Origin of the sequence: Brevundimonas sp. UBA7664 (genome assembly GCF_002483305.1) — a bacterium.
Lineage (GTDB): Bacteria > Pseudomonadota > Alphaproteobacteria > Caulobacterales > Caulobacteraceae > Brevundimonas.
Window position 1 is genome coordinate 1 of record NZ_DLHQ01000042.1, and the last position, 26,944, is coordinate 26,944.

General features: G+C 69.3%; 27 protein-coding genes. 8 read left to right on the forward strand and 19 right to left on the reverse strand.

Going from position 1 to position 26,944, the window contains the following annotated elements:
* The 4 genes from B2742_RS09580 to B2742_RS09595 form a co-directional block, all read right to left on the reverse strand.
* Positions 1 to 1,398 (reverse strand): AAA family ATPase (locus tag B2742_RS09580; protein WP_292065512.1); only part of this gene is annotated, 1,398 nt, incomplete at its 3' end.
* 14 nt (positions 1,399 to 1,412) lie between these two features.
* Complete coding sequence (locus B2742_RS09585; protein ID WP_292065513.1) at positions 1,413 to 2,033, reverse strand: thioredoxin domain-containing protein; 621 nt, start codon at positions 2,031 to 2,033, stop codon at positions 1,413 to 1,415.
* 8 nt (positions 2,034 to 2,041) lie between these two features.
* Entirely contained in the window at positions 2,042 to 2,698 is a 657-nt protein-coding gene (locus B2742_RS09590) for a thioredoxin domain-containing protein (RefSeq protein ID WP_292065515.1), read from the reverse strand.
* 102 nt (positions 2,699 to 2,800) lie between these two features.
* On the reverse strand, positions 2,801 to 3,367 hold the full coding sequence (locus tag B2742_RS09595; protein WP_292065517.1) for a DUF721 domain-containing protein: 567 nt from the start codon (positions 3,365 to 3,367) through the stop codon (positions 2,801 to 2,803).
* A 21-nt stretch (positions 3,368 to 3,388) separates the two neighbouring features.
* Here B2742_RS09595 and mutY point away from each other — a divergent pair, with 21 nt between their 5' ends.
* Positions 3,389 to 4,405, forward strand: a complete 1,017-nt coding sequence (mutY, locus tag B2742_RS09600) for an A/G-specific adenine glycosylase (protein ID WP_292065522.1) — start codon at positions 3,389 to 3,391, stop codon at positions 4,403 to 4,405.
* Here mutY and B2742_RS09605 read toward each other — a convergent pair.
* The 3 genes from B2742_RS09605 to B2742_RS09615 form a co-directional block, all read right to left on the reverse strand.
* A complete protein-coding gene (locus tag B2742_RS09605; protein ID WP_292065524.1) occupies positions 4,402 to 6,549 on the reverse strand; it encodes an amylo-alpha-1,6-glucosidase in 2,148 nt (715 codons plus the stop codon). The genes mutY and B2742_RS09605 overlap by 4 nt on opposite strands.
* An 89-nt stretch (positions 6,550 to 6,638) precedes the next feature.
* Positions 6,639 to 7,754 (reverse strand): glycosyltransferase family 4 protein, encoded by a 1,116-nt coding sequence (locus B2742_RS09610; protein ID WP_292065526.1) that lies wholly within the window; start codon positions 7,752 to 7,754, stop codon positions 6,639 to 6,641.
* Positions 7,755 to 7,888: 134 nt separating this feature from the next.
* Positions 7,889 to 8,968 carry a site-specific DNA-methyltransferase gene (locus B2742_RS09615; RefSeq protein WP_292065528.1) on the reverse strand — a complete coding sequence of 360 codons (1,080 nt, stop codon included), beginning with the start codon at positions 8,966 to 8,968 and terminating at the stop codon, positions 7,889 to 7,891.
* Positions 8,969 to 9,172: 204 nt separating this feature from the next.
* Between B2742_RS09615 and ppdK the strand changes: the two genes are divergently transcribed.
* The 4 genes from ppdK to B2742_RS09635 all read left to right on the forward strand — a co-directional run bounded on the left by ppdK (position 9,173) and on the right by B2742_RS09635 (position 13,530).
* Entirely contained in the window at positions 9,173 to 11,863 is a 2,691-nt protein-coding gene (ppdK, locus tag B2742_RS09620; protein ID WP_292065530.1) for a pyruvate, phosphate dikinase, read from the forward strand.
* Positions 11,864 to 11,877: 14 nt separating this feature from the next.
* Positions 11,878 to 12,153, forward strand: coding sequence for a hypothetical protein (locus B2742_RS09625; RefSeq protein WP_292065533.1), 276 nt, complete (start codon positions 11,878 to 11,880; stop codon positions 12,151 to 12,153).
* 144 nt (positions 12,154 to 12,297) lie between these two features.
* On the forward strand, positions 12,298 to 12,828 hold the full coding sequence (locus tag B2742_RS09630) for a porin family protein (protein WP_292065534.1): 531 nt from the start codon (positions 12,298 to 12,300) through the stop codon (positions 12,826 to 12,828).
* A gap of 180 nt (positions 12,829 to 13,008) precedes the next feature.
* Positions 13,009 to 13,530, forward strand: coding sequence for an outer membrane beta-barrel protein (locus B2742_RS09635; RefSeq protein WP_292065536.1), 522 nt, complete (start codon positions 13,009 to 13,011; stop codon positions 13,528 to 13,530).
* 73 nt (positions 13,531 to 13,603) lie between these two features.
* Here the strand turns inward: B2742_RS09635 and B2742_RS09640 are convergent, their stop codons facing one another.
* A complete protein-coding gene (locus tag B2742_RS09640) occupies positions 13,604 to 13,867 on the reverse strand; it encodes a hypothetical protein (protein ID WP_292065539.1) in 264 nt (87 codons plus the stop codon).
* Positions 13,868 to 13,996: 129 nt separating this feature from the next.
* Between B2742_RS09640 and B2742_RS09645 the strand changes: the two genes are divergently transcribed.
* Entirely contained in the window at positions 13,997 to 14,512 is a 516-nt protein-coding gene (locus B2742_RS09645; protein ID WP_292065541.1) for a hypothetical protein, read from the forward strand.
* Here B2742_RS09645 and ychF read toward each other — a convergent pair.
* The 9 genes from ychF to B2742_RS09690 form a co-directional block, all read right to left on the reverse strand.
* Positions 14,505 to 15,599 (reverse strand): redox-regulated ATPase YchF, encoded by a 1,095-nt coding sequence (gene ychF, locus B2742_RS09650; RefSeq protein ID WP_292065542.1) that lies wholly within the window; start codon positions 15,597 to 15,599, stop codon positions 14,505 to 14,507. The two genes, B2742_RS09645 and ychF, sit on opposite strands and share 8 nt — an antisense overlap.
* Positions 15,600 to 15,735: 136 nt before the next feature.
* On the reverse strand, positions 15,736 to 16,212 hold the full coding sequence (locus tag B2742_RS09655) for a copper chaperone PCu(A)C (RefSeq protein ID WP_292065544.1): 477 nt from the start codon (positions 16,210 to 16,212) through the stop codon (positions 15,736 to 15,738).
* A gap of 12 nt (positions 16,213 to 16,224) precedes the next feature.
* Entirely contained in the window at positions 16,225 to 16,389 is a 165-nt protein-coding gene (locus B2742_RS09660) for a hypothetical protein (protein ID WP_292065547.1), read from the reverse strand.
* The gene (locus B2742_RS09665) at positions 16,386 to 18,458 is read right to left on the reverse strand and encodes a TonB-dependent receptor family protein (protein WP_292065550.1); all 2,073 of its coding nucleotides are present in this window, start codon (positions 18,456 to 18,458) and stop codon (positions 16,386 to 16,388) included. Before B2742_RS09665 ends, B2742_RS09660 begins: the two co-directional genes overlap by 4 nt.
* 60 nt (positions 18,459 to 18,518) lie before the next feature.
* Positions 18,519 to 18,896 carry a DUF2946 family protein gene (locus B2742_RS09670; protein ID WP_292065553.1) on the reverse strand — a complete coding sequence of 126 codons (378 nt, stop codon included), beginning with the start codon at positions 18,894 to 18,896 and terminating at the stop codon, positions 18,519 to 18,521.
* 41 nt (positions 18,897 to 18,937) lie between these two features.
* Entirely contained in the window at positions 18,938 to 19,564 is a 627-nt protein-coding gene (gene pth / locus B2742_RS09675; protein WP_292065555.1) for an aminoacyl-tRNA hydrolase, read from the reverse strand.
* A 78-nt stretch (positions 19,565 to 19,642) separates the two neighbouring features.
* Positions 19,643 to 20,329 carry a 50S ribosomal protein L25/general stress protein Ctc gene (locus B2742_RS09680; protein ID WP_292065556.1) on the reverse strand — a complete coding sequence of 229 codons (687 nt, stop codon included), beginning with the start codon at positions 20,327 to 20,329 and terminating at the stop codon, positions 19,643 to 19,645.
* 153 nt (positions 20,330 to 20,482) lie between these two features.
* The gene (locus B2742_RS09685; protein ID WP_292065558.1) at positions 20,483 to 21,604 is read right to left on the reverse strand and encodes a hypothetical protein; all 1,122 of its coding nucleotides are present in this window, start codon (positions 21,602 to 21,604) and stop codon (positions 20,483 to 20,485) included.
* Between the two features lie 79 nt (positions 21,605 to 21,683).
* The gene (locus tag B2742_RS09690; RefSeq protein ID WP_292065560.1) at positions 21,684 to 22,619 is read right to left on the reverse strand and encodes a ribose-phosphate pyrophosphokinase; all 936 of its coding nucleotides are present in this window, start codon (positions 22,617 to 22,619) and stop codon (positions 21,684 to 21,686) included.
* A gap of 221 nt (positions 22,620 to 22,840) precedes the next feature.
* Between B2742_RS09690 and B2742_RS09695 the strand changes: the two genes are divergently transcribed.
* Positions 22,841 to 23,686: an outer membrane protein assembly factor BamD gene (locus B2742_RS09695; RefSeq protein WP_292065563.1), complete on the forward strand. Its 846-nt coding sequence runs from the start codon at positions 22,841 to 22,843 to the stop codon at positions 23,684 to 23,686.
* Positions 23,687 to 23,845: 159 nt separating this feature from the next.
* Positions 23,846 to 25,546 (forward strand): DNA repair protein RecN, encoded by a 1,701-nt coding sequence (gene recN / locus B2742_RS09700; RefSeq protein ID WP_292065564.1) that lies wholly within the window; start codon positions 23,846 to 23,848, stop codon positions 25,544 to 25,546.
* 77 nt (positions 25,547 to 25,623) lie between these two features.
* On the opposite strand, the gene B2742_RS09705 is transcribed toward recN, so the two are convergent.
* Complete coding sequence (locus B2742_RS09705; RefSeq protein ID WP_292065566.1) at positions 25,624 to 26,223, reverse strand: carboxypeptidase-like regulatory domain-containing protein; 600 nt, start codon at positions 26,221 to 26,223, stop codon at positions 25,624 to 25,626.
* Positions 26,224 to 26,299: 76 nt separating this feature from the next.
* Positions 26,300 to 26,665 carry an SMI1/KNR4 family protein gene (locus tag B2742_RS09710; protein ID WP_292065568.1) on the reverse strand — a complete coding sequence of 122 codons (366 nt, stop codon included), beginning with the start codon at positions 26,663 to 26,665 and terminating at the stop codon, positions 26,300 to 26,302.
* Positions 26,666 to 26,944: the final 279 nt, after the last annotated feature.

The following is a 26,944-nucleotide window of genomic DNA, read 5'->3' on the forward strand; positions in this document are numbered from 1 at the left end:
GCCGCGGTCTGACTCGGCCGCCTCGACCGCCGCGCGGGCCTGCGCCAGTTCGGCCTGGGCCGTTTCCAGCGCCGTCTTCGCCGCCTCGATCTCGGGCGTTTCCAGCGGTCCCAGAGCCGCGCGTTCGGACTGCGCCGAGGCCCGCTGCGCCTCCGCCCGGGCCACGCGGGCCTCGGCGTCGCGCTTGCGGGCGCTCTCGGCATTGACCCGGGCCTCGACGGAGGCCGCGGCCCCGGCGACGCGCTCGACCTCGGCGTCGGCGGCCTTGCGGGCGTCCTCGGCGGCGGCGAGGGCGGCTTCCAGCTCGGGACCGCGCGTCGGGGCGCCGGCGATTTCGGCGGTCAGGGTCTCCAGTGCGGCGCCCAGCCGGGCCAGTTCCCCGTCCGCGTCCCCGGCCATGGCCGTCTCGCGTTCGATGTCGGCGGCGATGCGGGCGGCCTCGGCGGTCAGGCGGTCGACCTCGGCCCGCGCGGCCTGTTCGGCCATGTCGAGCCGGTCGCGTTCGAGGCTGGCGCGGTGCAGCAGGGCCCCCGCGACCGCGTCCTCTTCCCGGGCCGGCTTCAGGGCCTCCTGCGCGGACAGCGCCGCCGTCTGGGCGCGGCTGGACGCGATCGTCGCCTCGCCCACCGCCCGGTCGGCGTCGGCCAGATCCTGCGCCGCGGCCTCGGCCGCCACGCGGGCGTCGTTCCAGCGCACGAACAGCAGGGCCGCCTGCAGGGCGCGGATCTCGGCCGAGATCTTCTTGTACCGCTCCGCCTGCCGCGCCTCGCGCTTCAGCCGCGTCAGCGCCGTCTCCAGCTCCCGCCCGATGTCGTCCAGCCGTTCGAGATTGGTCTCCGCCGCCTTCAGCCGCAGCTCGGCCTCATGGCGGCGGGTGTGCAGGCCGGCGACGCCGCCCGCCTCCTCAAGGATGCGGCGGCGGTTCTGCGGCTTGGCGGCGATCAGTTCGCTGATCTGGCCCTGTCGGACGAGGGCGGGCGAGTTGGCCCCGGTCGAGGCGTCGGCGAACAGCAGTTGCACGTCGCGCGCCCGCACCTCCTTGCCGTTGATGCGGTAGGTCGAGCCCTGGCCGCGGTCGATGCGGCGCGACACCTCCAGCATCGGGCTGTCGGTGAAAGGCTGCGGCGCCCGGCGCTGGGCGTTGTCGATGGTCAGCTGGACTTCGGCGTGGTTGCGCGGCGGGCGGTCGGCGGCGCCGGCGAAGATGACGTCGTCCATGCCCTGGCCGCGCATGGCCTTGGCGGAGTTGGCGCCCATGACCCAGCGCAGGCCTTCCAGCACGTTCGACTTGCCGCACCCGTTGGGGCCGACCACCCCGGTCAGGCCCGGCTCGATATGCACCTCGGCGGGATCGACGAAGGACTTGAAGCCCACGAGCCGGAGGCGCTGGAACTGCATGGGTCCCTACGCGGTCACTGGCCTGCGGCGGCCGCCCGGATCGCGACCTCCAGCCCGCCCAGCGAGCGGTCCGCCACGCGGCGTCCGTTGACGAAGAAGGTCGGGGTGTTGCGGACGTCGGCGGCCTGGGCGCTGGCGATGTCGCGTTCAAGGGCGTCGCGGGTCGCTTCGGTCTCGGCGCATTCGTCCAGCTGGGCCCGGGTCCGGCCGCTGACGGCGACGGCGGGCGCATACCAGGCCTCGCGCGTTCCGCCGCGCAGCACCTCCGCCTGCCCCAGCATCAGGGCCGAGGCGACGTCGAAGAACCGCTCGGGCGCGGCGCACCGGGCGAGGGCGGCCCCCGGCAGGGAGACCTCCGCGGGCGCGGTCGGCAGATTGCGGAAGACCAGCCGCACCTGGCCGGTGTCGATGAACCGGGTCTTGAAGGCCGGATAGACGAACAGGTGCCAGTCGGCGCAGTGGTGGCAGGCGAAGGAGGCGTATTCGATCACGGTGACGGGGGCGTCGGCGCGGCCGATGCTGCGGTCGGCCGCCGTCGGTGGGGCGATGGCCGTCTGGGCGACGGCCGGCGACGACGCCATGAGAGACGCCGCCGCCAGCGCCAGGATCAGCAGGGATCGCCGCCGGTTGGTCACCGCGACCCTCAGCCCTTGGCCAGTTCGGCTTCGATCGCCTTGGACAGATCGGCCATGGTGGCGCCGCTGGACGAGCCCGGCGAGGTGATGGTCACGCCGTTGACGATGAAGGTCGGCGTGCCGCCGACACCGGCGGCCTGGGAGGCGCGGGCGCGGGCGTCGGCCGCCTTGATGTTGTCCGGGTCCTTGATGCAGGTCTCGATCTGCTGGTTGCTCAGCCCGGCGCCGTTGCCGATGCGGAACAGGGTGTCGCGCGGATTGACGCCCGCCTGCCACTCGTCCTGGCTGGCCATGATGTTGTGGACGACGTCGAAATATTTGTCCTCGCCGGCGCAGCGGGCGATCATGAAGCCGGCGACGGCGACATTGATCGGGCCGGTCGGCAGTTCGCGGAACACGTAACGGACCTTGTTGGTGTCGACATAGGCGGCCTTGAAGGCCTCCCAGTTCTCTTCCTGCCAGGCGGCGCAGACGTGGCAGGTGACCGAGGCGTATTCGATCACGGTGACCTTGGCGCCCTCCGGGGCCCCCATGGCCATGTCGCCCTCGACGGCGCCGCCCGCGCCCCCGCCGCCGCAACCGGCCAGGGTCGCCATGGCGGCCAGGGCCGCGGCGGTCATCGCCGCGCGGCGGCTCATGGCGGCGTATTTGGTCTGGGCGCTCATGGCGTCGTCCTCAACTGGATGCGGGATTTTGGGAAGGATTGCGCGATTCCCCGCAGATACGCGCGCTTCAGCACTTTCGAGAACAGAAACGGCGAAGTTTTGTCAACGGCCTGAACGGTCGCGGCCTTTCTCCGGGTCGCCGAGAACCGCCCGCCCGAGCCGTTCCAGGGGACCCTTGAGCGCGTCCGGCGCCGCGGCGACGGCCGCCTTGAGTTCGGCCTCCTCATGGGCGGACAGGGGCTGGGCGGCCGGGCGGCGGCCGGGCGCAGCGGCGATGTCAGAGGGCGGCTTGACCGGTCCCTGGGCGATCCGCAGGCGAGCGACGCTTCCGGCGCCGAGGAACAGATTGACCCGCGCGAGGATGTCTTCCGACTGATGCTGCACCAGCAGGGCGGCTGGGCCGGCCACGCGCAGCTCCAGTGTTCCGCCGGCGCCGCCCTTGCCTCTGGTCAGCTTCTGCGGCCGGGTGACCCGCGCCAGCCGGTCGCCGACGATCTCGCGCCAGCGCGGCTCCAGCGCCGTCGCCCCGCGCCCGAATTTACCGTCCAGCTCCTTGATCAGCCCCTGCAAGGCCCGACCCGCCTTCGGCGTCGGGCGCGGCGCCGGGCGCGTGCGGCGACGCGACAGGATTTCGCGGGCTTCGGCGTCTGTGGGCAGCGTGCGGCGCATTTCCGGTCTATAGCGCGGACGATGCGTCCCGTCTCCGCCCTCCGCGCCGCCCTGCTGGACTGGTACGACGTCCATGGGCGGACGTTGGTGTGGCGCGCGCCGCCCGGTTCGCCGCCTCCTGACCCCTACCGCGTCTGGCTGTCGGAGGTGATGCTGCAGCAGACCACCACGCCGCACGCGACGCCCTATTTCGAAGCCTTCACCGCGCGCTGGCCCACGGTTTCAGACCTGGCCGCCGCCGGGGACGCCGACGTCATGGCCGCCTGGGCCGGGCTGGGCTACTACGCCCGCGCCCGCAACCTGCTGGCCTGCGCCCGCGCTGTGGCCAACGATCACGGCGGCGTCTTCCCGGACACCGAAGCCGGTCTGCTGGCCCTGCCCGGGGTCGGCGGCTATACCGCCGCCGCCGTCGCGGCCATCGCCTTCGGCCGTCCGGCCAATGTCGTGGACGGCAATGTCGAGCGGGTCATGGCCCGGCTGTTCGCGGTCGAGACGCCGCTGCCGGCGGCGAAACCGGAGCTGAAGCGGCTCGCCGCCACCCTGGTCGCCGATGATCGCCCCGGAGACTGGCCCCAGGCCCTGATGGACCTCGGCGCCACTGTCTGCCGGCCGGGCCGGCCGCTGTGCGAGGCCTGTCCGCTGACCTTGTGGTGCGCGGGCTACGCTTCGGGACACCCTGAACGCTGGCCGTTGAAGACGAAGAAGGCCGACCGTCCCCATCGCACCGGGACCGCCTGGGTGCTGCGGGACGAAACAGGGCGGGTGGCTCTGGTGCGGCGGCCGGACAAGGGGCTGCTGGGCGGTATGTTGGGGCTGCCGACGTCAGAGTGGAGCGTGACGCCGGCAGACGCCGCTCCGCCCGCCGCCGCGCACTGGCGCGAGGCCGGGGCGATCGAGCATGTCTTCACCCATTTCTCGCTGACGCTGACCGTGCGGGTCGGCGAGGGGGCCGGTGATTTCGTCTGGACCGATCCGGGCAAGGCCCTGGGTTCGCTACCCACCGTTTTCCGCAAGGCGCTGGAGCGCGGGCTGGCCTAGCGGACGGTCCGCACCGAGACCGTTCCCTCGCGGCGTTGCGGGATGACCACGGTGTGGCTTCCCATCTGCTGGAAGGCCAGGTCCACGATCCCGTCGCCGACCTGCAGATTGGTGACGTTCAGCCGGTCGATGCCTGCGGGCAGGACGGGGTCGTCGATCTCGACCGTCCCGGCCACGGCGTCCAGGCTGATCCCCAGCGCCGACTGCAGCATCAGGAACACCGAGCCCGCCGCCCAGGCCTGGGGCAGGCAGGCGACCGGATAGGCGATCGGCGGCTCGCCCGGCAGACGCTCGAAGCCGCAGAACAGCTCGGGCAGACGCAGGTGGAAATGCGCCGCCGAGGCGTAGATCTCTCCCAGCAGCAGGGACACGGCGCGGCGCTCGCCGTAGCGGGCCATGCCGGCGGCGGCCATGGCGGTGTCGTGGGGCCAGACCGATCCGTTATGGTAGCTCATCGGATTGAACCGGGCCTGACCGGTGGCGAGGGTCCGGATGCCCCAGCCCGAGCGGAACTCGGCTCCGAGCAGGCGTTTCGTCACCCGCTTCGCCCGCTCCGCCGACGGCAGGCCGGTGAAGAGCAGGTGTCCGGCGTTGGAGCCGATCGAACGGCATTGCGCCCCGTCGCCGTCGAGGGCGATGGCGTAGAAGCCGTCGTCCTCCATCCAGAACCGGTCCTCGACCAGCGCCCGCACCCGTTCGGCCTGCGCCGCCCAGTCCGCCTGCCGGTCGTCGCCCGTCGCCGCCGCCAGATCGGCCATCGCCGACCACGCCGCATAGGCGTAGCCCTGCACCTCCAGCAGGGCGACCGGCCCTTTGGGGAAGCGGCCGTCGGTGTGGAAGATGGAGTCCTCGGAGTCCTTCCAGCCCTGGTTGGACAGGCCGGTCTCGGCCCCGCGCTGATAGCTGATCAGCCCGTCGCCGTTGACGTCGCCGTGGTTCTTCATCCAGCCGACGGCGGCGATCAGATTGGGCCAGAGCCGGCGGATCAGTTCGTAATCACCGGTGCGCCGGGCATAGGCGCCAGCCAGGGCCACGAACAGGCAGGTGGTGTCGACGCCGCCGTAATAGAGGCCGAACGGCACCTCGCCGAGCGCGCTCATCTCGCCGCCGCGGGTCTCATGCATGATCTTGCCCGGTGCCGAGTCCTGGAAGGCCGAGACCTCCGTCGCCTGCCGCATGGCCAGATAGGTCAGCACGCCCTTGGCGAGCGAGGGGTCGAGCCACAGCATCTGCCAGGCCGTGATGATCCCGTCCCGTCCGAACGGCGTCGAGAACCACGGCACGCCGGCATAGGGATAGGGGCCGGTCGGCAGGTCGGTGGTCAGCAGGGCGACGTCGGCGCGGCTCTGGTCCAGCCAGTCGTTGAAGCGCGGGCTGCGCGGCCCCCGGACCGAGGCGCCGCGCCGCCGCCGGGTGCGCATGGCCAGCCGCGCCTGCACGGCGTTGAGCCGGTAGCGCGCCTCGTCGGGCTGTTCACAGCGATCCGGGCCGCATTCGATATACAGGTCGCAGCGCTTACCCCTCGGCAGGCTGAACATGAAGTCCGCGCGCGACCCGGTCAGTCGGGCAGGGGGGTCGGAGAAGGCGAGGCTGCTGGTGCGTCGAACACCGTCCAGCCCGACATAGGCGAAGGTCACCCGGCGGCCGTCATGCGCCGGGGTTTCGACGGTCCCGCGCTTCTCCCGCAGGGTGCCGCGGACTTGGAAGATGTCGGCGAAGTCGGCGCCGAAGTCGAAGGACAGGGGCAGCAGCACGTCCTCGACGCCGTGGTTGGCCATACGGACCCGCTCGAACATCCGCTGGTCCCGGACAAACCGGCGCCGCTCGATATGCAGCACGCCCGCCGGCGCGGACCGGCCGCCCATCGGGGGCAGGGGCCGGTTGGTCGAGTGGCAGGTGAAATAGACATTGTCCTGGCTGACGCCCGAACTCAGCAGCGACGGCCGCGCCTTCCCCGCCGTCAGGACAAGGCGCGACAGGATGCGGGTGTCATTGACGAACAGGCCGTCGGCCCCGCCCTTCAGGTCGCCCCAGCCGTCCGCCACCAGAAAGGTGTCGCCGTCCTTCAGCGCCATCAGCCGTTCAAGGCCGTCGGCTTCTCCGGATTCGGTGGCGGTGGTCTGGACCGAATAGGCGTCGTCCATGAAAGCTCCGGATGGCGGGCGCGTGACGGCGTCAGGCTGGCGTGCAAATGCGAACGCTTGAGGGCCACAACCCGTTCATCCGGGGGCGATCAGAGATTGGCGGCCGCGAAACTCCGGTCCTCGAACGGTCGCAGGGGCGTCACCACATCACTCATCGCCTCTTCCGCGAACGGCCTTCGCGCCAGCAGGTCGCCGTAGACGTCCAGATAGCGCCGCGCCATGGCCGTGGCCGAGAAGCGCAGGTCGAAGCGGGCGCGGATGGCGTGTCGATCCAGCAGATGCGCGCGACCGGCCGCGGCGACGGCCTGTTCCAGCGTGTCCACGAGGAAGCCCGTCTCGCCGTCCTCGATGACCTCGGGCGTCGAGCCGCAACGGAAGGCCACCACGGGCGTGCCGCAGGCCATGGCCTCGATCATCACCAGCCCGAACGGCTCGGGCCAGTCGATCGGAAACAGCAGGGCCTCGGCGCCGCCGAGGAAGGCGGACTTCTGGTGGTCGCCGATCTCGCCGACGAACTCGATCAGCGGATTGCCCTCGACCAGCGGCCGGATGACCGTCTCCCAATAGACCTTGTCCGCCGCATCGACCTTGGCCGCGATCTTGAGGCGCTTGTTCAGCTTGGTGGCGATCTCGATGGCGCGATCGGGCCGCTTCTCCGGCGAGATGCGGCCGAGGAAGGCGAGGTAGCCGTCCGATTTCGGAGAGAACTCATACAGCTCGCCCGGCATGCCGTGGTGGACCGTGGCCTTCCAACTGGCGTGCGGCAGGGGCCGGCGCTGGTCGTCCGAGATGGAGACGAGGCCGAAGCCGGGCCAGCGTTCGTAGACCTCGCCGATGTCCTTCATGTCGAGCCGTCCATGCAGGGTCGTGATCGTCTTGTCGGCGCAGCGCGCGAAGAAGGGGAAATGGATCATGTCGGTGTGGAAATGGATCACATCGAAGTCGTCGGCGCGCTTCAGCACCTCCGACAGCAGGGTCATGTGGGCCGCGAGATCGGACTTCAGCGGGGCCGGGTCCAGCCGGATCGCCTGATCGCGCACCGGCACCAGACGCGCCCGCGTCCGGGCGTCGGCGCTGGCGAACAGGGTGACGTCATGGCCCAGATCGACGAGGGCGTCGGTCAGATGGGCGACGACCCGCTCGGTCCCTCCGTAAAGCTTCGGCGGCACGGCTTCGTACAGCGGCGTGACTTGAGCGATCTTCATGGTCGGGGCTCCCGGCGCTCGCGGGGAGGCGAGGCGCCGGATCAGCAACCGTTTCGTGTCCGCGAAGTTCCCCGAACGCAGAGTTTTCCTGTGTGAAACCGGACCCTTACAGCGGTTTCAGTGTCCGTTACCGGTCACTGCATTCCCGCCCGGACCTCGGCCCGCAGGGCGTCGATCGACCTGAGCCCCTGGTCGGTCTTGAAGCGCCAGTAGGTCCAGCCGTTGCAGGCCGGGGCGTTCTCGAACAGGGCGCCCAGCTTGTGGATCGAGCCGGTCAGTTCACCGGCGACCAGCGAACCGTCCGCCCGGACGCGGGCCTCGCGGGTGCCGCGCGGGCAGTACAGCTTGTCGCCGGGCGCCAGCAGCCCGGCCTCGACCAGGGCCCCGAACGGCACCTTCACCTCGGCCCGCTTCGAGCCCATGACCACCAGGTCCTCGGGCGCGGCGGGGATCACCGCCTTGATCCGCTTCTCGGCGACCTTGGCATAGGTCTCGTCGCGCTCGATGCCGATCCAGCGGCGGCCCAGCCGCTTGGCCGCCGCTCCGGTGGTGCCGGTGCCGAAGAAGGGGTCCAGCACCACGTCGCCGGGCCGGGTCGCGGCCATCAGCACGCGGTGCAGCAGGCCTTCGGGCTTCTGGGTCGGATGCGCCTTCTTGCCGTCGGCGTCCTTGATCCGCTCCTCGCCCGTGCACAGGGCCAGGGTCCAGTCGGACCGCATCTGGACGTCCTCGTTGAAGGCCTTCAGGGCGTCGTAGTTGAAGGTGTAGCGCTTCTGGTCCCGGCTCCGCGCCGCCCAGATCAGGGTCTCGTGCGCATTGGTGAACCGCGTGCCCTTGAAATTCGGCATCGGATTGGTCTTGCGCCAGATGATGTCGTTCAGCACCCAGAAGCCCAGGTCCTGGATCGCCGCGCCGAGCCGGAAGACGTTGTGATAGCTGCCGATCACCCAGATCGAGCCCTCGGGCTTCAGCACCCGGCGGCACTCCGTCATCCACTCGCGGGTGAAGGCGTCATAGCTGGCGAAGCTGTCGAACTTGTCCCAGTCGTCGTCGACCGCGTCGACCAGGCTGTTGTCCGGCCGCAGCAGGTCGCCGCCCAGCTGCAGATTATAGGGCGGGTCGGCGAAGACCATGTCGACACAGGCGTCGGGCAGGGACCGCAACACCTCGATGCAGTCGCCGCGATGAATGACGTCGGTCTTGATCTCGGACATGGAATACGCGGCCCCGCACAGCTTGAGGGGCGATTGGTGAATCATCGCGGTTAAGGGCGGTTTAAGCGGCTTGTCGTTCTCCCTCCCCCGAAGTGGGGAGGGAGATCCTTACACCCCCTCACGCTTTGTTACGGCCCCGGCCTCGCCTTCGCGGGCGCAGCACGTTAGTCAGGCCGGATACGACCAGGGCTCAAGGACTGCGCGATGACTCAGTGGGTGTACGGCTTCGGCGGAGGCTCCGCCGACGGCGATGCGTCGATGAAGAACCTGCTCGGCGGCAAGGGCGCGAACCTGGCCGAGATGTCCTCGCTCGGCCTGCCGGTGCCCCCCGGCTTCACCATCACCACCGAGGCCTGCGTCCACTACTATTCCAATGGCCAGACCTATCCGGACGCGCTGGCGGCACAGGTCGCGGCCGGCCTCAAGAAGGTCGAACAGGTCGTCGGCAAGACCTTCGGCGACGCGAAGAACCCGCTGCTGGTCTCGGTGCGCTCGGGCGCCCGCGCCTCCATGCCCGGCATGATGGACACCGTCCTCAACCTCGGCCTCAACGACGAGACGGTCGAGGGCCTGGCCGCCCTGTCCGGCGACCGGCGCTTCGCCTTCGACAGCTACCGCCGCTTCATCACCATGTATTCCAGCGTCGTCCTCGGCCTGTCGCACGACGATTTCGAGGAGGTGCTGGACGACCACAAGGACCGTCTCGGCGTCACCATCGACACCGACCTGACCGCGAAGGACTGGGAAAAGGTCGTCGCCGACTACAAGGCCGTGGTCGAGGACCGGCTGGGCCAGCCCTTCCCGCAGGACCCCCATGACCAGCTGTGGGGCGCCGTCTCGGCCGTCTTCGCCAGCTGGATGAACGACCGGGCGAAATTCTATCGCCGCATGCACGACATCCCCGAGAGCTGGGGCACGGCGGTCAATGTCCAGTCCATGGTCTTCGGCAATATGGGCGAGACCTCGGCCACCGGCGTCGCCTTCACCCGCAACCCGTCGACGGGCGAGGCCAAACTCTACGGCGAATTCCTGATCAACGCCCAGGGCGAGGACGTCGTCGCCGGCATCCGCACGCCCCAGTCGCTGACGAAGGCGGGCAGGGAAGAGATGGGCGAGACCGCCCCCTCGATGGAAGAGGCCATGCCGGTCGTCTTCGCCGAATTCGTCGACGTCGTCGGCCGGCTGGAGAGCCACTACCGCGACATGCAGGACATCGAGTTCACGGTCGAACAGGGCCGCCTCTGGATGCTGCAGACCCGCAACGGCAAGCGCACGGCCAAGTCGGCGCTGAAGATCGCCGTCGACCTCGCCGCCGAGGGTGTGATTTCGGAAGAAGAGGCCGTGTCGCGCGTCGAGCCCTCGGCGCTCGACCAGCTGCTGCATCCGACCCTCGACCCGAAGGCCAGCCGCACCGTGGTCGCCGCCGGCCTGCCGGCCTCGCCCGGCGCCGCCACCGGCAAGATCGTCTTCGACGCCGACGAGGCCGAGCGGATGAGCCAGCTGGGCGACGCCGTCATCCTGGTGCGCGAGGAGACCTCGCCCGAGGACATCCACGGCATGCACGCGGCGCGCGGCATCGTCACCGCCCGGGGCGGCATGACCAGCCACGCCGCCGTCGTCGCCCGCGGCATGGGTCGCCCCTGCGTCTGCGGCATCAATGAGCTGTCGATCGACGACAAGGCCGGGACCTTCACCGCCCGCGGCCGGACGTTCCGGGCCGGCGAGGTCATCACCATCGACGGCTCGAAGGGCGAGGTTCTCGACGGCGCCGTGGCCATGATCGAGCCCGAGCTGACCGGCGACTTCCAGACCCTGATGGCCTGGGCCGACAAGGTCCGCCGGCTGAAGGTCCGCGCCAATGCCGAGACGCCACTGGACGCCAAGACGGCGCGCGGCTTCGGCGCCGAGGGCATCGGTCTGTGCCGCACCGAGCACATGTTCTTCGACGACGCCCGCATCGCTGCCGTGCGCGAGATGATCCTGGCCGACGACGAGGCCGGCCGCCGCGCCGCCTTGGCCAAGATCGCGCCGTTCCAGAAGGCCGACTTCGTCGAGCTGTTCACCATCATGGCCGGCCTGCCGGTGACGGTGCGCCTGCTCGACCCGCCGCTGCACGAGTTCATTCCCCACACCGACGCCGAGATCGACGCGCTGGCGGTCACGCAAGGCCTCGACGCCGCCAAGCTGAAGCGCCGGGCGAAGGAGCTGCACGAGACCAACCCCATGCTCGGTCACCGCGGCTGCCGCCTCGGCGTCGCCTATCCCGAGATCTATGAGATGCAGGTCCGCGCCATCCTCGAGGCGGCGCTCGAAGTGAAGAAGACGGCGGCGCAGGCTCCCATCCCCGAGATCATGCACCCGCTGGTCGCCCTCGGGCTGGAGATGAAATACCTGCGCGAGCTGACCGACCGCACCGCCGAGGCCGTCTTCGCCGAGGCCGGCGACCGGGTCGAATACCTCGTCGGGACCATGATCGAACTGCCCCGCGCCGCCCTGCGCGCCGCCGACCTGGCCGAATACGCCGAGTTCTTCTCCTTCGGCACCAACGACCTGACCCAGACCACCTTCGGCATCAGCCGCGACGATTCCGGCCGCTTCCTGCAGGCCTATATGGACAAAGGCATCTTCGAGACCGATCCCTTCGTCCGCCTCGACCAGGACGGCGTCGGCGACCTGATCCGCATCGCCGCCGAGCGGGGCGGGACGGCCCGGCCCGGCATCAAGATGGGCATCTGCGGCGAGCATGGCGGCGACCCCTCCTCGATCGCCTTCTGCGAGGACGTCGGCCTCGACTACGTCAGCTGCTCGCCCTATCGGGTGCCGATCGCCCGGCTCGCCGCGGCCCAGGCCGCGCTGCACGCCCGCGCCGGGACGGAGCGCGAAAAGGACCGGTGATGTCATGGCGAGCCTTGAACATCTGGATCGTTCGGTTCGCCCTGCTGTTGACTGCCTTCATGGCTCCGGGTCTGACATTCTGGCTCCGATCAGCCCGGACGGGGAATGCTGAGCAGGCGATTGACGGCATATGGCCGGGCTTCGTCATCACGATCATTCTGCTGGCAGGGTTCTCGCTGACCTTCCGGACAACGCCGACAGGCCGCTTGGGCTATGTTGGCTTGGCAACGGTAATCGTGGTGCTCGGCTGGTTGGGCCTCACCGTCTTGCCAATATTTGGCCCGCATTAGTGTAACGCCGTCTGTGCTTCACGTCCCACAGTCGTTGGTATGTATCCGGGCGCCACTGGAACGCCACCTTCGACCACCCATTTGTGTCCTCGCTGGATGGGGCTGGCAGCCGACGGTTGCCACATCTAGAGGATACAAGAAATAATGCGTAACATTCTTCTCGCCACCGCCGCTCTTACTCTGATCGCGGCGCCCGCCATGGCCCAGAGCATTTCCTCCCCGCAGGTCTCGGGCTCGGTCGGCTACACGGTTCTGGACGTCGACAACGGCGATCTGGGCGCCATCACCGGCCGCATGACGGCCAAGGTGAACCCCTATTTCGGCGTCGAGGGTGAAGCCTCGTTCGGCGTCAAGGACAACGACATCGCCGTCGGCGGCCTGAACGGCACGCTCGAGCACGAGTACGACGCCGCCGTCTATGGCGTCGCCAGCCTGCCGCTCAGCCCGAATTTCGAACTGTTCGGCCGCGTCGGCTACGGCACGACCGAGGTCAAGGCTGACGTCGCCGGCTTCTCCGCGACCGAAGACGGCGAGAGCGTCAACTACGGCGTCGGCGCCAACTGGTTCTTCGACGGCCGCAACGGCATCCGCGCCGACATCACGCGCCGTGACTTCACCGGCGACAACGGCGGCGAAGTGGACACCTACGGCCTCGGCTACGTCCGCCGCTTCTAGGTGATGTGGGAAGGGCCCGCTGTCGAAGGACGGCGGGCCCAACCGCAAGCTGTGCCATTCGCGATACACCTTTACCGATAACGCTCAAACAAGCGCTACCGCAGACGTCAACCTGTCGATTTTCAACAGGAAACCGCCGATAGACCCCCCGCTGTCAGTTCGACAGATATGGGAGTTCCTATGCGCCTTCTCGTTATCGCGGCCGTCGCCGCCTCCGCCGTCGCCCTGCCGGCCGCGGCCCAGACCATGTCCAAGCCGGAGTTCTCGGTCTCGGGCGGTTACGCCCGCTACGTTGACGGCAGCGACGAATGGGACGGCCATTCGGTCACCGGCCGCGCGACCGCGCGCTTCAACCGCTATTTCGGCGTTGAAGCCGACCTCGCCGTCGGCATCGGCTCCTCCGAGATTCTGGGCGTCGACGTTTCGATGAACCACAACATCGCCGGCTATGCGGTCGCCTACCTGCCGCTGTCCGAGAACGCCGACCTGTTCGCCCGCGTCGGCTACGGCACGACCGAGTTCGACCTGGAGTTCGGCGGCACGACCGTCACGGACAATTTCGACGGCGCCACCATGGGCATCGGCGGCCAGTATTTCTTCGACGCCAACAACGGCGTCCGCATGGACGTGACCCGTCACGAGTATGACGAACTGGACGGCGGCCTCGATTCCGTCGCCTTCACCTACGTCCGCCGCTTCTAGAACCCTGTCCTGAACGACGAAGGCGCGCATCCCCACGGATGCGCGCCTTTTCGTTGGCCGGTGGTCGGGTCAGTCAGGCGACGCCGGGTTGCAGCGCCCAGCGCATCGAGCCTTCGCCGAACGGCTTGAAGAACAGGTCGCGATATCTGTCGAACACCTCGACGATCTTGTTGGCCAGATCCTGGGCGATGGTCTCGCCGCGCTGTCGCTTGAGGGCGCAGACGCACTGGACCACATCGCGCTGGTGGGCCGAGCCCCCCATGCTCTTCAGCACCGCGGCGATATCCTGCGCCAGCGGATCGATCTGCGCTCCCCATGGAGTGGTGTTCTGAGCCATTCGGGACACCCCCTGTTCTCGACACTGGCGAACCGGTCGCAAAATCCTGCCGCGGATGCAAGCTTGACCGCGAATTCGTGATCAGGGGGAAAGTATGGAGCCGCGGCGGCCGAACAGCGTTCATGACAAATGACAGTAAAACGCCTCGCCTTCCTGTCCGTCCTCGCGCTCGCGGGCTGCGGACCGTCCGAGACCAATCCGCCGACCCAGCCCGCCGCGCCCATCGACACGCCGGAGGCCGAGGCTCCGCCGGCGACGCCGCCGCCTGGCGTCGGCTCGATCATGCCGGGCTCGGGACCGCAGACCTTCGTCGGTCGCTGGGCCGCCAACGCGGCGTGGTGCGCCAATACCCAGGGCGCCGAGCGGGCGATCGAGATCAGCACCACCCGGTTCGAGGGCTATGAGAACAGCTGCGGCATCCAGTCGATCCGCCAGGTGTCCGACGGCTACCAGGCGTCGCTGGTCTGCGCGGCCGAGGGGCAGACCTCGAACGAGCAGGTGCGGATGGCGGTGCACGGCGACGCCATGCGCCTGACCTGGCTGAACCGGAACAATGCGGTGGTCACCCTGGCGCGGTGCCCCGCGCCGCCGGAGACCGCGCCGCCGGAGACCGCGCCGCCCGAGGCCGCGCCGCCGCCTAGTTGAACAGGAAGTTCATCACATCGCCGTCGCGGACGATGTAGGCCTTCCCCTCGGCCTTCATCTTGCCCGCCTCCTTCGCGCCCGCCTCGCCCTTGAGGGCGACGAAGTCGTCGAAGGCGATGGTTTCGGCGCGGATGAAGCCCTTTTCGAAATCGGTGTGGATCACGCCCGCCGCCTGCGGCGCGGTGGCCCCGATCGGAATCGTCCAGGCGCGCGCCTCTTTCGGGCCGACGGTGAAATAGGACTGCAGGCCCAGCAGGGCGTAGGCCTCGCGGATCAGCCGGTTCAGGCCCGGCTCGGCCAGGCCGAGGCTCTCGAGGAATTCCGCCTGTTCGGCCTCGTCCAGCACGGCCAGTTCGGAATCGATCTTGGCCGAGATGACCACGGCCTTGGCGTTGTCCCGGGCGGCGCGGGCGGCGACCTGATCGGACAGTTCGTTGCCCTTGTCGGCCGAGTTCTCGTCGACGTTCGACACATACAGCGCCGGCAGCGAGGTCAGCAGCTGCAGCATGTGCCAGGCCTTCTGGTCTTCCTTGTCGACCTGGACGACGCGGGCCGGCTTGCCGGCGCGCAGGGGCGTCAGGGCAATGTTGATCAGCCGCAGGGTGGTCTGGGCCTCCTTGTCGCCGCCCTTGGCCTTCTTCTCGACGTTGACCACCCGCTTCTCGAGGCTTTCGAGGTCGGCCAGCATCAGCTCGGTCTCGATGATGTCGAGGTCCGAGATCGGGTCGATGCGGTTCTCGACATGGGTGATGTCGTCGTCGACGAAACAGCGGGCCACGAAGGCCACGGCGTCGCAGTCGCGGATGTTGGCCAGGAACTGGTTGCCCAGGCCCTCGCCCTTGGACGCGCCGCGCACCAGGCCGGCGATGTCGACGAAGGTGATCCGCGAGGGGATGATTTCCTTCGACCCGGCGATCGCCGCCAGCACATCGAGCCGCGGCTCGGGCACGGCCACATCGCCGGTGTTCGGCTCGATGGTGCAGAACGGATAGTTGGCGGCCTGGGCCGCCGCCGTCTTCGTCAGGGCGTTGAACAGGGTGGACTTGCCGACGTTGGGCAGGCCGACGATCGCGACTTTGAGAGCCATGGGCTTGGGCGGTTCCTGAAGCCTCTTCAGCGGTGGGACGTGCGATCCCGTCCGCAAGAGGCGGCGAAGCGGAGTGGTGAGCGCGAGCCTTTAGCGGGTCGCGCTCCATTTGTCAGGCTCGGGCGTCGCCGATGTTTCAGGGCGCGGCGGAGGGGGCGGTTTCCGGAGCAGGGGGCTGCGCCACTCTCGCGGTCACCTCGACCGGCGCGGCGGTGGCGAAGGTCAGTTTGAGGGTCACGGCATCGCCCGCGACCAGCGGCTCCCGGACCCCCAGCAGCATCAGGTGGTTGCCCCCCGGTTCAAGCGCCGTGCCCTGGCCGGCCGGCAGCGGGAGGCCGTCCCGCAGCTCCCGCATGATCATCATATTGCTCTCCATGCGGCTCTCATGGATCTGGACCAGGTTGGCGGCGGGACTCTCGACCGAGACCAGCCGGTCCGCGCCGCTGGCGGTCAGGGTCATGTAGCAGCCGGTCATCTGGCGGCCCTTCGGCGTCGGCCGGCACAGGGCGTCGGCGACCGTCACCGTCGGGTCGCCGGGCCGGGGCGCGGGGTCGCCGGAGCCGCAGGCGGTCAGCAGCAGGAGGCCGGCGAGGGGGAGAAGGCGGTGTGTCATGGTGGTTTCCCTTCAGGACGGGACGACGCGGGCGCGGATGAGTCCGACGCCACGGTCAATGAGAAGAGCGGCGACCAGGCTGAGTCCGGTCAGCGGATAGAGGATGGCCAGCGGCGCCACAATGCACGGGATCGCGGCGCGTGCGCGCGGTCCGGGGGTTTCGACGTTGATCGTCACAGCGCGAACCTCAGGCCGACGAAGGCCGAGACGCCCTCGCCGGGCCAGAAGACCGCGGTCGAGGCGACGCGGGCGTCGGTGACCGCGCCGAAGTTCGACACGTACCGCTCGTCGGTCAGGTTGCGGGCGTCGATGAACAGGCTGGCGCGCGGGGTGATGTTCCAGCCGGCGCCGAGATTCAGGATCGTATAGCCGGGCGCCTTCAGGGTGTTGGCGTAGTCGACCCAGGTGTCGGACGGCGTCGTCTCGACCGACGGCGCGATGAACCAGCCTGACGGGTGGTCGTAGCGAAGCTCGGCCCGGTACAGATGCGGCGGGACCAACGGCAGGTCGTGGTCGCCATAGGCCGGGTCGTTCTCGAAGAAAAAGTCCGACAGCGTATAGGTCTGGCGCAAACGCCATCCGGGTGCGAACCGCCAGTCGAGGCCGGCCTCGATCCCCTGGTGAACCGTCGGGCCGGCGTTGAAGGTGGCCGCCGGGATGCCCAGCGCCGGGTTGACGATGAAGTTCAGCAGCTCCTGGTCCAGGTCGGCGCGATAGACCGCGACGTCCCAGGAAAGCCGGTCGGTCCGGCCGCGCACGCCCGCCTCCCAGGTCCAGGCCTCCTGCGCCTCGATGGGCGCGAAGCCGCCGGCGGTGGGCGACAGGGATCCGAAGTTCGGCGGCTCGATCGAACGGGTCACATTGGCATAGGCCTGGGCCCCCGAGGCGCCTTCCCACAGCACGCCGAGGCGCGGCGCGAACCACTCATAGTCCTTGCCCAGGGTCTGGTCGAAGGTTCCGGCCACGCCCGGCAGGGCGAACCGCTGGAAGTCGCGCTCGGCCCGGCCCCAGGCCCCGCCGACGACCAGGGCGACCTGGTCGGTGACGAACAGCCGACCCTCGGCGAACACGTCCAGGGCCGCCGCGTTCTGGCGCGCCCTGGCGGTGCGGGCGCCCGAGGAGCCCCCGACGTTGACGAACTGTTGGGCGTCCAGGTCGCCGACCCGATACCAGGCTCCGCCGAAGGCGTCGGCGCGCATCCCGAACAGTTGTCCTTCCCAGTCGAAGCGCCCGAAGGCGCCGTAGTTGCGGCTCTGCTGGTCGATGACCTGGAAGATCGGGTGATGCAGGTCCTTCCAGGTGCCGTAGATCGCGCCTTCGAACAGAAGGCTGGACGAGAGCCGCCAGCGGGTCGACAGGGTGGTGCGCACCGAGGCGTAGTCCCGCTGGTAGTCGTTGGCGACATTGGCGGCGGCGGCCATTTCCGGCGTGTCCAGCGCCTGGGCCAGGGTCAGGGATCCCGGGATCTGCTGGTGGATATAGGCCCCCTGGACGATGAGCCGGGCTTCGCGATCCTCGCCGAACGATCGGCCGATGTTGGCCGTGATATACTGCTGCTGGCCGTCGGACTGATCACGCCAGCCCTCGGCGGTGGCGCCGGTGACGCCGATGAAACCGTCCCAGTCGCCACGGACTCCGCCGACCTCGGCGTGCAGCCGGCCGGTGCGCCACGATCCGAAATCGGCGCGCAGGGTGGCCGTGTCCTCGACCGTGCCGCCGTTTGGCGTGGCCAGATTGACCGCGCCGCCCAGCAGGGCCCCGCCAAAACGCAGCGCGTTGCCGCCCTTGTAGACCTCGGTGAAGCGCGCCAGCAGGGGATCGACCATCTGCACGTCGCCGAAGCCGTCGGCCTCGTTGAACGGGATGCCGTCCTGCGACACGAACAGGCCGCGCAGGTGGACGGATTGTCCGATGCCCGAGCCCCGGATCGAGATGCGGACATCGCCGCCCCATTTCTTCTGGGCATAGACGCCGGGGACGTCCCGCAGCACGTCGGCGATGTTGGGGGCGTAGCGGGTCTCGAGGCTCTCGGCCGAAACGACGGCGACGGCGCCCGGCGTGCGCGACAGGCGGCGACGCGCCTCAGCGACGATGGGCGGGTCTTCGGGATTGCGGGCGCCGGTGACGATGACCTCGCCCAGATCGACGGCGGGGGCGTCCTGCGGCGCGGTCTGGGCGAGCGCGGGCGAGACCGACAAGGCGGCAAGCAACAGCGCGCAGGGCGCCGCATAGGTATTGGGAGACATTGGAGGTCCTGAAAACAGAGGGGCTTGCGGACGCCGGTCAGGCGTCGCGGGAGATCTGTTTCAGGCGTGGGGCGGGGCGGTGGACGGCGGTCGGGGCGGAGCCCGGGCGGGCGGGGGCGGACTGGCCGCCCCGATGGTCCAGAGCGCGGCCGGAACCGCGACGGGCAGGGGCGCGGCTTCGGGCGCGGGCGGGGTCGGCAGGGCCGCCAGCAGCGGTATGATGCAGGCCGGGCAGTGGTCCGGCGCGCTCCGGTCCCCGCGACCCGGCTGACCGTCGCCCATGTCCATCAGCCCGTCTTGCGAGCAGAAGGCCTGACCCGGACCCGGGCCGGCCATGGCGGCGGACGGCAGCAGGGAGCCGAGCACGATGGCGAACGTCGCCGCCAGGAAGGCGAGCGAGCGGGTGATCGACCATGAATCGGACGGCGAGCGGGTCACGCTACCGCTCTAGCCGGGACGTCGGGCGGGAGAAAGCGTGACTATTCGTCCCGCGCTTTTTGCGCCGCCTGGCGGGGGCTGAATTTCGGCGCGGGGGCCAGGCGCATGACCTCGGCCTGGTAGCGGTCGTCGTCGCCGGCGAGGGCGAAGGGCAGGGCGTCGGCGACGGCGTGCAGCATCGGTTCCAGCCAGGTCTGGTCGGCCTTGTGGAAATCGCTCAGCACATGGCCGTGCACCAGCTCCGGCGCGCCGGGGTGACCGACGCCCATGCGGCCGCGGCGGAAGTCTGCGCCCAGTTGGCTGATCAGGCTGCGCACCCCGTTCTGGCCCGCCGCCCCGCCGCCGGTCTTCATGCGGAAGCGTCCGGGGGCCAGGTCGATCTCGTCATGGAAGACGATGACCTCCGACGGCTGGACCTTGTAGAAGCGCGCCGCCTCGGCCACGGCCCGACCGCTCTCGTTCATGAAGGTCTGGGGCTTCATCAGCAGGATGCGGATCGCGCCGCCGGTCGCTGCGACCTCGCCCTCGCGGATGACCGACTGGAATTTGGCCCGCTCGGGGCCGAACGACCACCGCCGCGCGATCTCGTCGGCGGCCATGAAGCCGATGTTGTGGCGGTTGCCCTGGTATCTGGGGCCCGGATTGCCCAGGCCGGCGATGATGATCATGGCGCGAGGTCCGGATAAGGAAACGGCCCCGTCCGTTTCCGGAAGGGGCCGTTCCAGTAGCAGTTTGTCGAAAGGCGATCAGCCCTCGGCGGTGTCTTCCGCGGCGGCTTCGCCGGCTTCTTCGGCGGCGGCCTGTTCGGTCGCTTCGACTTCGGCGGCCACTTCAGCGTCGTGGGCGTCGTCGGCGGCGGCCGAGATGGCGGCCGAAGACGTCTTGATCGAGGCGATCACGAAGTCACGGTCGGTGATGGTCGGCTCGACGTCCTTGGTGCCCTTCAGGTCGGACCAGCGGATGGTGTCGCCCATCTTGTGGCCGGCCAGGTCGACGATCAGGTCTTCCGGGATGTGATCCGCGCGGACCTTCACCTCGACCGAGTGACGGACGACTTCCAGCGAACCGCCCTGACGGAAGGCTTCGCACTGGTCCTGGTTGATGAAGTGGACCGCGATCTCGATCTTGATGGTCTGCTTTTCGTCGACCCGCATGAGGTCGAAGTGCAGCGGACGGTCGGTGACCGGGTCGAACTGGACATCGCGCGCGATGACCGGCTGCGATTCCGTGCCGTACTTCAGCGTCACCAGGTGACCCAGCAGCTTGCCGGTGTAGAGCGACTTGCGGAAGTCGCGCTCGTTCACCGAGATGGCCACGGGGGCCTTGTCGCCGCCGTACAGCACGCCCGGGACCATGCCCGCGCGGCGCGCGGCGCGAGCGCCGCCGGTGCCGACGCCATCACGGACGTCCACGTTCAGAATGATCTCGGCCATCGCCTCGCCTCAACAACACAAACGCCGCGCTGACCAGTCAGCCCTCGCGGCGGGGTCTAGGGACCCTGAATTCAAGAGCGCGGGTCATTACACGCCAACCGGCGTTGACGCAACCGCTCCAGGCGTCATTGCGTCGCCTGAATGAAAACCGGCCTAGCGCCCGCTGTTCAGGGCGGAGGTCGCGGAGACCGACGCCGCCGCCGCGGCCTCGGCCACAGGCGTCTGCGCCGGCGCGACATCGGCCGCGCCGGCGGCCACGGCCGTGGCCGGAAGTTCGACCGGCGTCGGGATGATGTTCTGGGCCGTGCAGGTGGCCAGATCGCGGGCCACGTGGCGGCCGACGCAGAACATGTCCTCATAGCTGGGACGCGAGGCGGCGAGGCACTGGAACAGCATCAGCTTGGACAGGGTGAGGCATTGCTGGCCGACGGGCTCGTCCTGAAGCGCGTCGGTGTTGGCCCGCGCGTCGTCTCCGGCTGCGCCGAGGGCCGCCAGCGCCGCGAGGGCGAGGGCGCGTTCGACCGCCGGGGGAAAGGCCGGCTCCCGCGCCTCGCCGGAGACCGGCAATCCCGCCCCGCTGTGGGCGGCGGCGAGCAGGTCGGCGGCGTCTTCGGCCGAGGGCAGCATGGCCTCGACCGAGCGGAGCTTGGCGGCCTCGAGCCGGCCCTCCCGGTCGGCCACATGCGCCACGCCCCAGGCCCGACGCGGATCGTGGCGGGCCTGGACGGCATAGGCGTCGTTCTCGACCCCGTCCGCCGCCCGGCCCAAGGCGGCGATGTCCTGGCGCAAGGCGCCGATGATCAGTCCCGCCGCCGCATTGGCCCCGGGCAGGTAGGAGGCATGGCGGGGATCGGCGATGATGTCGGCGACCAGTGTCTCACGCGTCGCGGTATGTCCGGCGTACTGCCGGACCCCGGCGACGAACTCCGGCGACTGCAGGGCGAGGATCGAGGCGTAGGCGATCAGGCCGCGCGAGACCTGTTCCGGATTGTAGGTCGAGCCCCGGGCCAGCGCCGCCTGGACGGCCTCGGGACTCTCGAACCCGCCCTCGATCGTGGCCATGTCGCGGGCGAAGGCGACATAGATGGAGGCGGACTGGGCCACGCTTTCGTTCAGCGCGAGGGGCGGCGGCATGCGGGCGGCGGCCTCGGCCGCGGCGGCGAGGCGGGCGGCCTCGGCTTCAGCCTCGGCGTTGTTGGAGGCGCAGCCCGCCAGAAGGGCGGCCGCGGCGAGCGCGGCCAGCGGAAGACCGCGGCGCAGAAAAGCCGGATGCATCAGGACTCCTTGGAATGCCTGAGAGCATCAACCCCGAACTGTGGGCGCCAATACGGCGGCGGAATGTCGCGCCGCCGGTTCAGTCGAACAGTTTCGACACCGATTCCTCGTTGGCGATCCGTCGGATAGCCTCTCCGATCAGGGGCGCGACGGACACCGTGCGAATCTTTTCGCAGGTCAGAACCTCGTGCGGCTGCTCGATCGAATCGGTGATCACCAGCTCCTTCAGCGGCCCGTCGGTGACGCGCTGGACGGCCGGTCCCGACAGCACGCCGTGGCTGATGTAGGCCGAGACGGAGGTCGCGCCCTTGTCCATCAGGGCCTGGGCCGCGTTCACCAGGGTGCCGCCCGAATCGACGATGTCGTCGAACAGGATGCAGCGCCGGCCCTCGACGTCGCCGATGATGTTCATGACCTCGCTCTCGCCGGCGCGGGCGCGGCGCTTGTCGACGATGGCCAGGTCGGCGTTGAGCCGCGAGGCCAGCGACCGCGCCCGGACCACGCCGCCGACGTCGGGCGAGACGATCATCAGGTCGTCGCCGCGCGGATAGTGGTCCTTGATGTCCTGGGCCAGCACCGGCGTGGCCACCAGATTGTCGGTCGGGATGTCGAAGAAGCCCTGGATCTGGCCGGCGTGCAGATCCATCGTCAGCACCCGGTGCGCCCCGGCGCGGGTGATCATGTTCGCCACCAGCTTGGCCGAGATCGGGGTCCGGCCGCCGGTCTTCCGGTCCTGCCGGGCATAGCCGAAATAGGGCATGACCGCCGTGATCCGCCGCGCCGACGCCCGCACCAGGGCATCGGTCATGATCAGCAGTTCCATCAGATTGTCGTTGGCCGGATAGCTGGTCGACTGGACGATGAAGACATCCTCGCCGCGCACGTTCTCCTCGATCACGGCGAACACTTCATTGTCCGCGAACCGCTTCACCTGGGCCTTGGTCAGGGGCATGTCGAGGTGAGCCGCGATGGCCTGGGACAGGGTCCGGTTGGAGTTGCCAGAGAGCAGCTTCATGTCCGGTCATCCTTTCGCCGTCATCGCCCGGCTGAGAATGCGTCCGCGGCGTTGGCGCGCTTCATACCAGCGGACGGCCCGGCCACAAGGCGCGGCGCGCCAATTAGGCGCTCTTCTTCGCGCATTGGCGTGGGCAGGTTCGGTGGTGTAGAGATCGCGTCTCGTTTTTCGGGGGCGCCGACGGGGTCCGCGCCCGCCGGCATTTCAAGTTGAGGTCGTCCTTGCCTGCTTCCAAATTCCGCGCCGGCCTGATCCTGGCCACCGTGGCTGTTTCGGCCCTGACGATCTCGGCCTGTGCGGGACGGGGCGACCGTCCGCGTCTCGCCTATGAGGAGCGCCCGGTCGAGGCGCTCTACAACACCGGCTACCAGCGCATGCAGCGCGGACGCTGGGCCGATGCGATCGACTATTTCCAGGAGGTCGAGCGCCAGCATCCCTATTCGGAGTGGTCGCGTCGTTCGATCCTGATGCAGATCTACGCCCACTATCAGAACAGCAACTACATCGAGGCCATCGCCGCCTCGGACCGCTTCATCCAGCTGTTCCCCGGCAATCCCAGCGCGCCCTACGCCTACTACATGAAGGCGCTGTGCAATTTCGAACAGATCACCGACGTGGGCCGCGACCAGGGCTATGCGCTGCAGGCGCTGGGCGGGCTGCGGGACGTGCAGCGCCGCTACCCCGGAACGCCCTACGCCATCGACGCCACGGTCAAGATCGACATGGTCAATGACCAGCTGGCCGGCAAGGAAATGGAAATCGGCCGCTACTACCAGCGCGCCGGCCAGCCGCTGGCGGCGATGAACCGCTACAAGGCGGTCATCGACAACGAAGCCTACCAGCGCACCTCGCACACGCCCGAGGCCCTGTACCGGCTGGTCGAGATCAACCTGACCCTGGGCCTGAAGGAAGAGGCGATGCGCAACGGCGCCGTGCTGGGCTTCAACTATCCGGGCAACCCCTGGTACGCCGAAGCCTATGCCCTGCTGACCGAGGAAGGCGCCCAGCCGGACGTCGCTCCGACGGGCGAGCGCGAAAGCTGGCTGCGCCGGATCATTCCGGGCTGACGTTTCCGATATGTTCCGCTAGGCTCGGGCTTTACCCGGGGCGCGAATGGCCAGCATTCTCCGGCGTCGCCCGAGAGATCGATTCGCTTTGCCTCATTCTGATCCCCGCGCCCCCCGTCCCCGCGCTTTTGCTCCCGTGAACGCCATCGGAGCGGGCCCGTGCTGACCGCCCTGTCCATCCGCGACATCGTGCTGGTCGACGTCCTCGACCTCGAGGTCCACGGCGGCCTGACCGTGCTGACCGGCGAGACCGGGGCCGGCAAGTCGATCATCCTCGACGCTCTCGGCCTGGCCCTCGGCGCCCGGGCCGACGCCGGCCTGGTGCGGGCGGGGGCCAAACAGGCCTCGGCCACCGCCGTCTTCACCGCCCCCGACGATCCCGCCCTGATCGCCCTGATCAGCGAGCGCGGCTTTGACGTCGCCCCGGGCGAGGAGCTGATCCTGCGCCGCACCCTGGCCGCCGACGGCCGCAGCCGCGCCTTCGTCAACGACCAGCCCGCCGGCGTCACCGCCCTGCGCGAGATCGGCCAGGCCCTCGTCGAGGTGCACGGCCAGCACGAGACCGTCGGCCTGCTCGACTGGAAGACCCACCGCGCCCTGCTCGACAACTACGGCGGGCTGCAGCCGCAGCTGGACGGCGTGGCCGGCGCCGCCGAGCGGCTCAAGGCCGCCGAACGCACCGTCGCCGACCTCAAGGCCGCCGCCGCCGACGCCGCGTCACGGGCCGAGGAACTGACCCGGAACCTCGCCGACCTCGATGACCTGGACCCCCGCGCCGACGAGGAGACCGAACTGGCCGGCGAACGCGCCATCCTCGGCGCCGCCGAGAAGGCCGTCGCCGACCTCGCCGACGCCCGCGCCTCGCTGGGCGGGGACAAGCTGTCCCAGAAGCTGTCGGCCGCCCTGCGCGCCGTCGAACACGCCCGCACGCGGGCCGGGCAGGCGGGCACCGACCCCGAACACCCCCTGCTGCAGAAACTCGCCGCCGCCGCCGAGGCCATCGACCGCACCATGGTCGAGGCCGAAGAGGCCATCGCCTGCGTCGACGCCGCCGCCAACGCCTTCGACTTCGAGCCCGGCCGCCTCGACAAGGCCGAGGAGCGGCTGTTCGCCCTGCGCGCCGCCGCCCGCAAGCTGAATGCGTCGGTCGACAGCCTGCCGACCTTACGCCTCCGCTTCCGCGAGCAACTGCGCCTGATCGAGGACGGGGCCGAGGCCATCAGCGCCGCCGACCGCGCCGCCTCCGCCGCGCGCGAGGCCTATGACGTCGCCGCCATCCTCCTGACCTCCGCCCGCGAGGCCGCCGCCGACCGGCTGACCGCCGCCGTCATGGAGGAACTGGCCCCGCTGAAACTGGAGCGCGCCCGCTTCCGCGTCGCCTTCGAGCCGGTGGCCGAGGGCCGTCGCGGCCCGCTGGGCGTCGAGACCGTCCGCTTCGAGATCGCCACCAACGCCGGAACCGCCTTCGGCCCGCTGGACGCCATCGCCTCGGGCGGCGAACTGGCCCGCTTCGCCCTCGCCATGAAGGCGGCCCTGGCCGGGCGCGAGGACCAGCGCCAGCCGGTGATGATCTTCGACGAGGTCGACCAGGGCGTCGGCGGCGCCGTGGCCTCGGCCGTCGGCGCGCGGCTGGAACGGCTCTCGCGCGGCGCCCAGGTCTTGGTCGTCACCCACAGCCCCCAGGTCGCGGCCCGCGGCCACGCCCACTGGAAGGTGCGCAAGGCCGACGCCGGCGGGATGACCACGACGACGGTGGATGCGCTGGACGATCAGGCGCGGCGCGAGGAGATCGCGCGGATGCTGTCGGGGGCGGTGGTTACGGATGAGGCGCGGGCGGCGGCGCGGTCGCTGATCGGGTGACGGGAACTTGGGGGGCGCTGAAAGCGGACGGTCCGAAGGTCCGCAAAGGGGGGAAAGCGGACGTTAGACTCAGGCCTTCAAGCGCGGTCGTCCTCGACCTTCGCCATGCCGATTATGATGCATTCTGGCAGATCCGCTGGGGCTTCGACCGAATGCTCGTTTTCTCGCAGGGCAACCTGCTCGCCGTCCCAAGTCCCACAACTACCGATGAATTTCAGCGAGTAGGTGCCGTAAGGCAGGCGCTCCAATCGATAACTTCCGTCAGCACGAACCCGGGTCCGGCGCTCACGCCCATCATCGGAAACGGCCCTGACGGACGTCACCATGCTATAACGACCCACTGTTCCAACAATGGCGCCCGTCGGCGCCGTGGCGGAAGGCACGGTTTCACAGGCCGAAGCGAACAGACCGACCGACGCGCTCACCGCCACCAACATCCTCCGCGAACGCCCCGATGGGCCGAGTTGCAAGCTCACGGCGCCGTCGGGCCCGACCAGCGCCCGCACGCAGTGCTTTCCCGGCTCTCGCAAAAGAGCTTCAGCCTCCTGCACCGTGAGTTGGGCGAGGTCGTGCACGGTCTCGGAACAGGTGGCGCAAATGCGGTCACAGCCCGACGGCTGCATCGCGTCCCAGCTCTCACCGCAGGGTTCAGGGAAGGAAATGCGGAGCTCGCTCATGGGATGATTGTATTCCCACCCCCAATGTCCGCAATGGGTCGACAGCGGACCGTCGGCTACGAGCGATAAGCAGCCGTCACGCCCAATCGACCTCGACAACGGTGACCGCTTCCGTCTCGTGGTTCCAGAGATGCACATCATCAGTACCGGGGAGCAGCACAAGCCAATCCCCGGATTCGTTCGCCGCCACCGCGATCGCGTCTTCGGGAAAGCCGTGCCATTTCCGTGCTTGCGCAGTCTCGTAGACCATGTCGTTCGCAGTTCTGGCCAGGCGTTTGCGGTCGGAATGATCGCGTACGGGAATGAGCAGCCAGTCATCTTCCGCCGTCGAGATGCTGCCGCCGTTCGATCTCGCGAGCCGGGTCCTGAGGCATTCTGGAAACCTCCGGCCCAGTGTGCCTTCCGCGCGGGCGATGACGTCTTCAGATGCGGGGAACGCCATGCTCTAAAGTAGCAGAGCGGATAAGCCCGGCAACGTCCGCAATGGGTCGAATGCTGCCGTCGGCATCGAGACGAGAAGCGGACGCTAGACCCTCGGCGCGTTCAGTGTAGCCAACCCAGCTTCGCTCCAATGCCCACCTCGGCCACTTGGAATAATCAATCCGTGTTGAACGAGGAGCCGAACCGCGTCTTCACCAGCAGTCATGCATAGATGATCAAGATCGCCCTCTGGCGTTCGTAGATATTGGTCGCACATCAAAGCGAGCGACTGGAGAAGGCG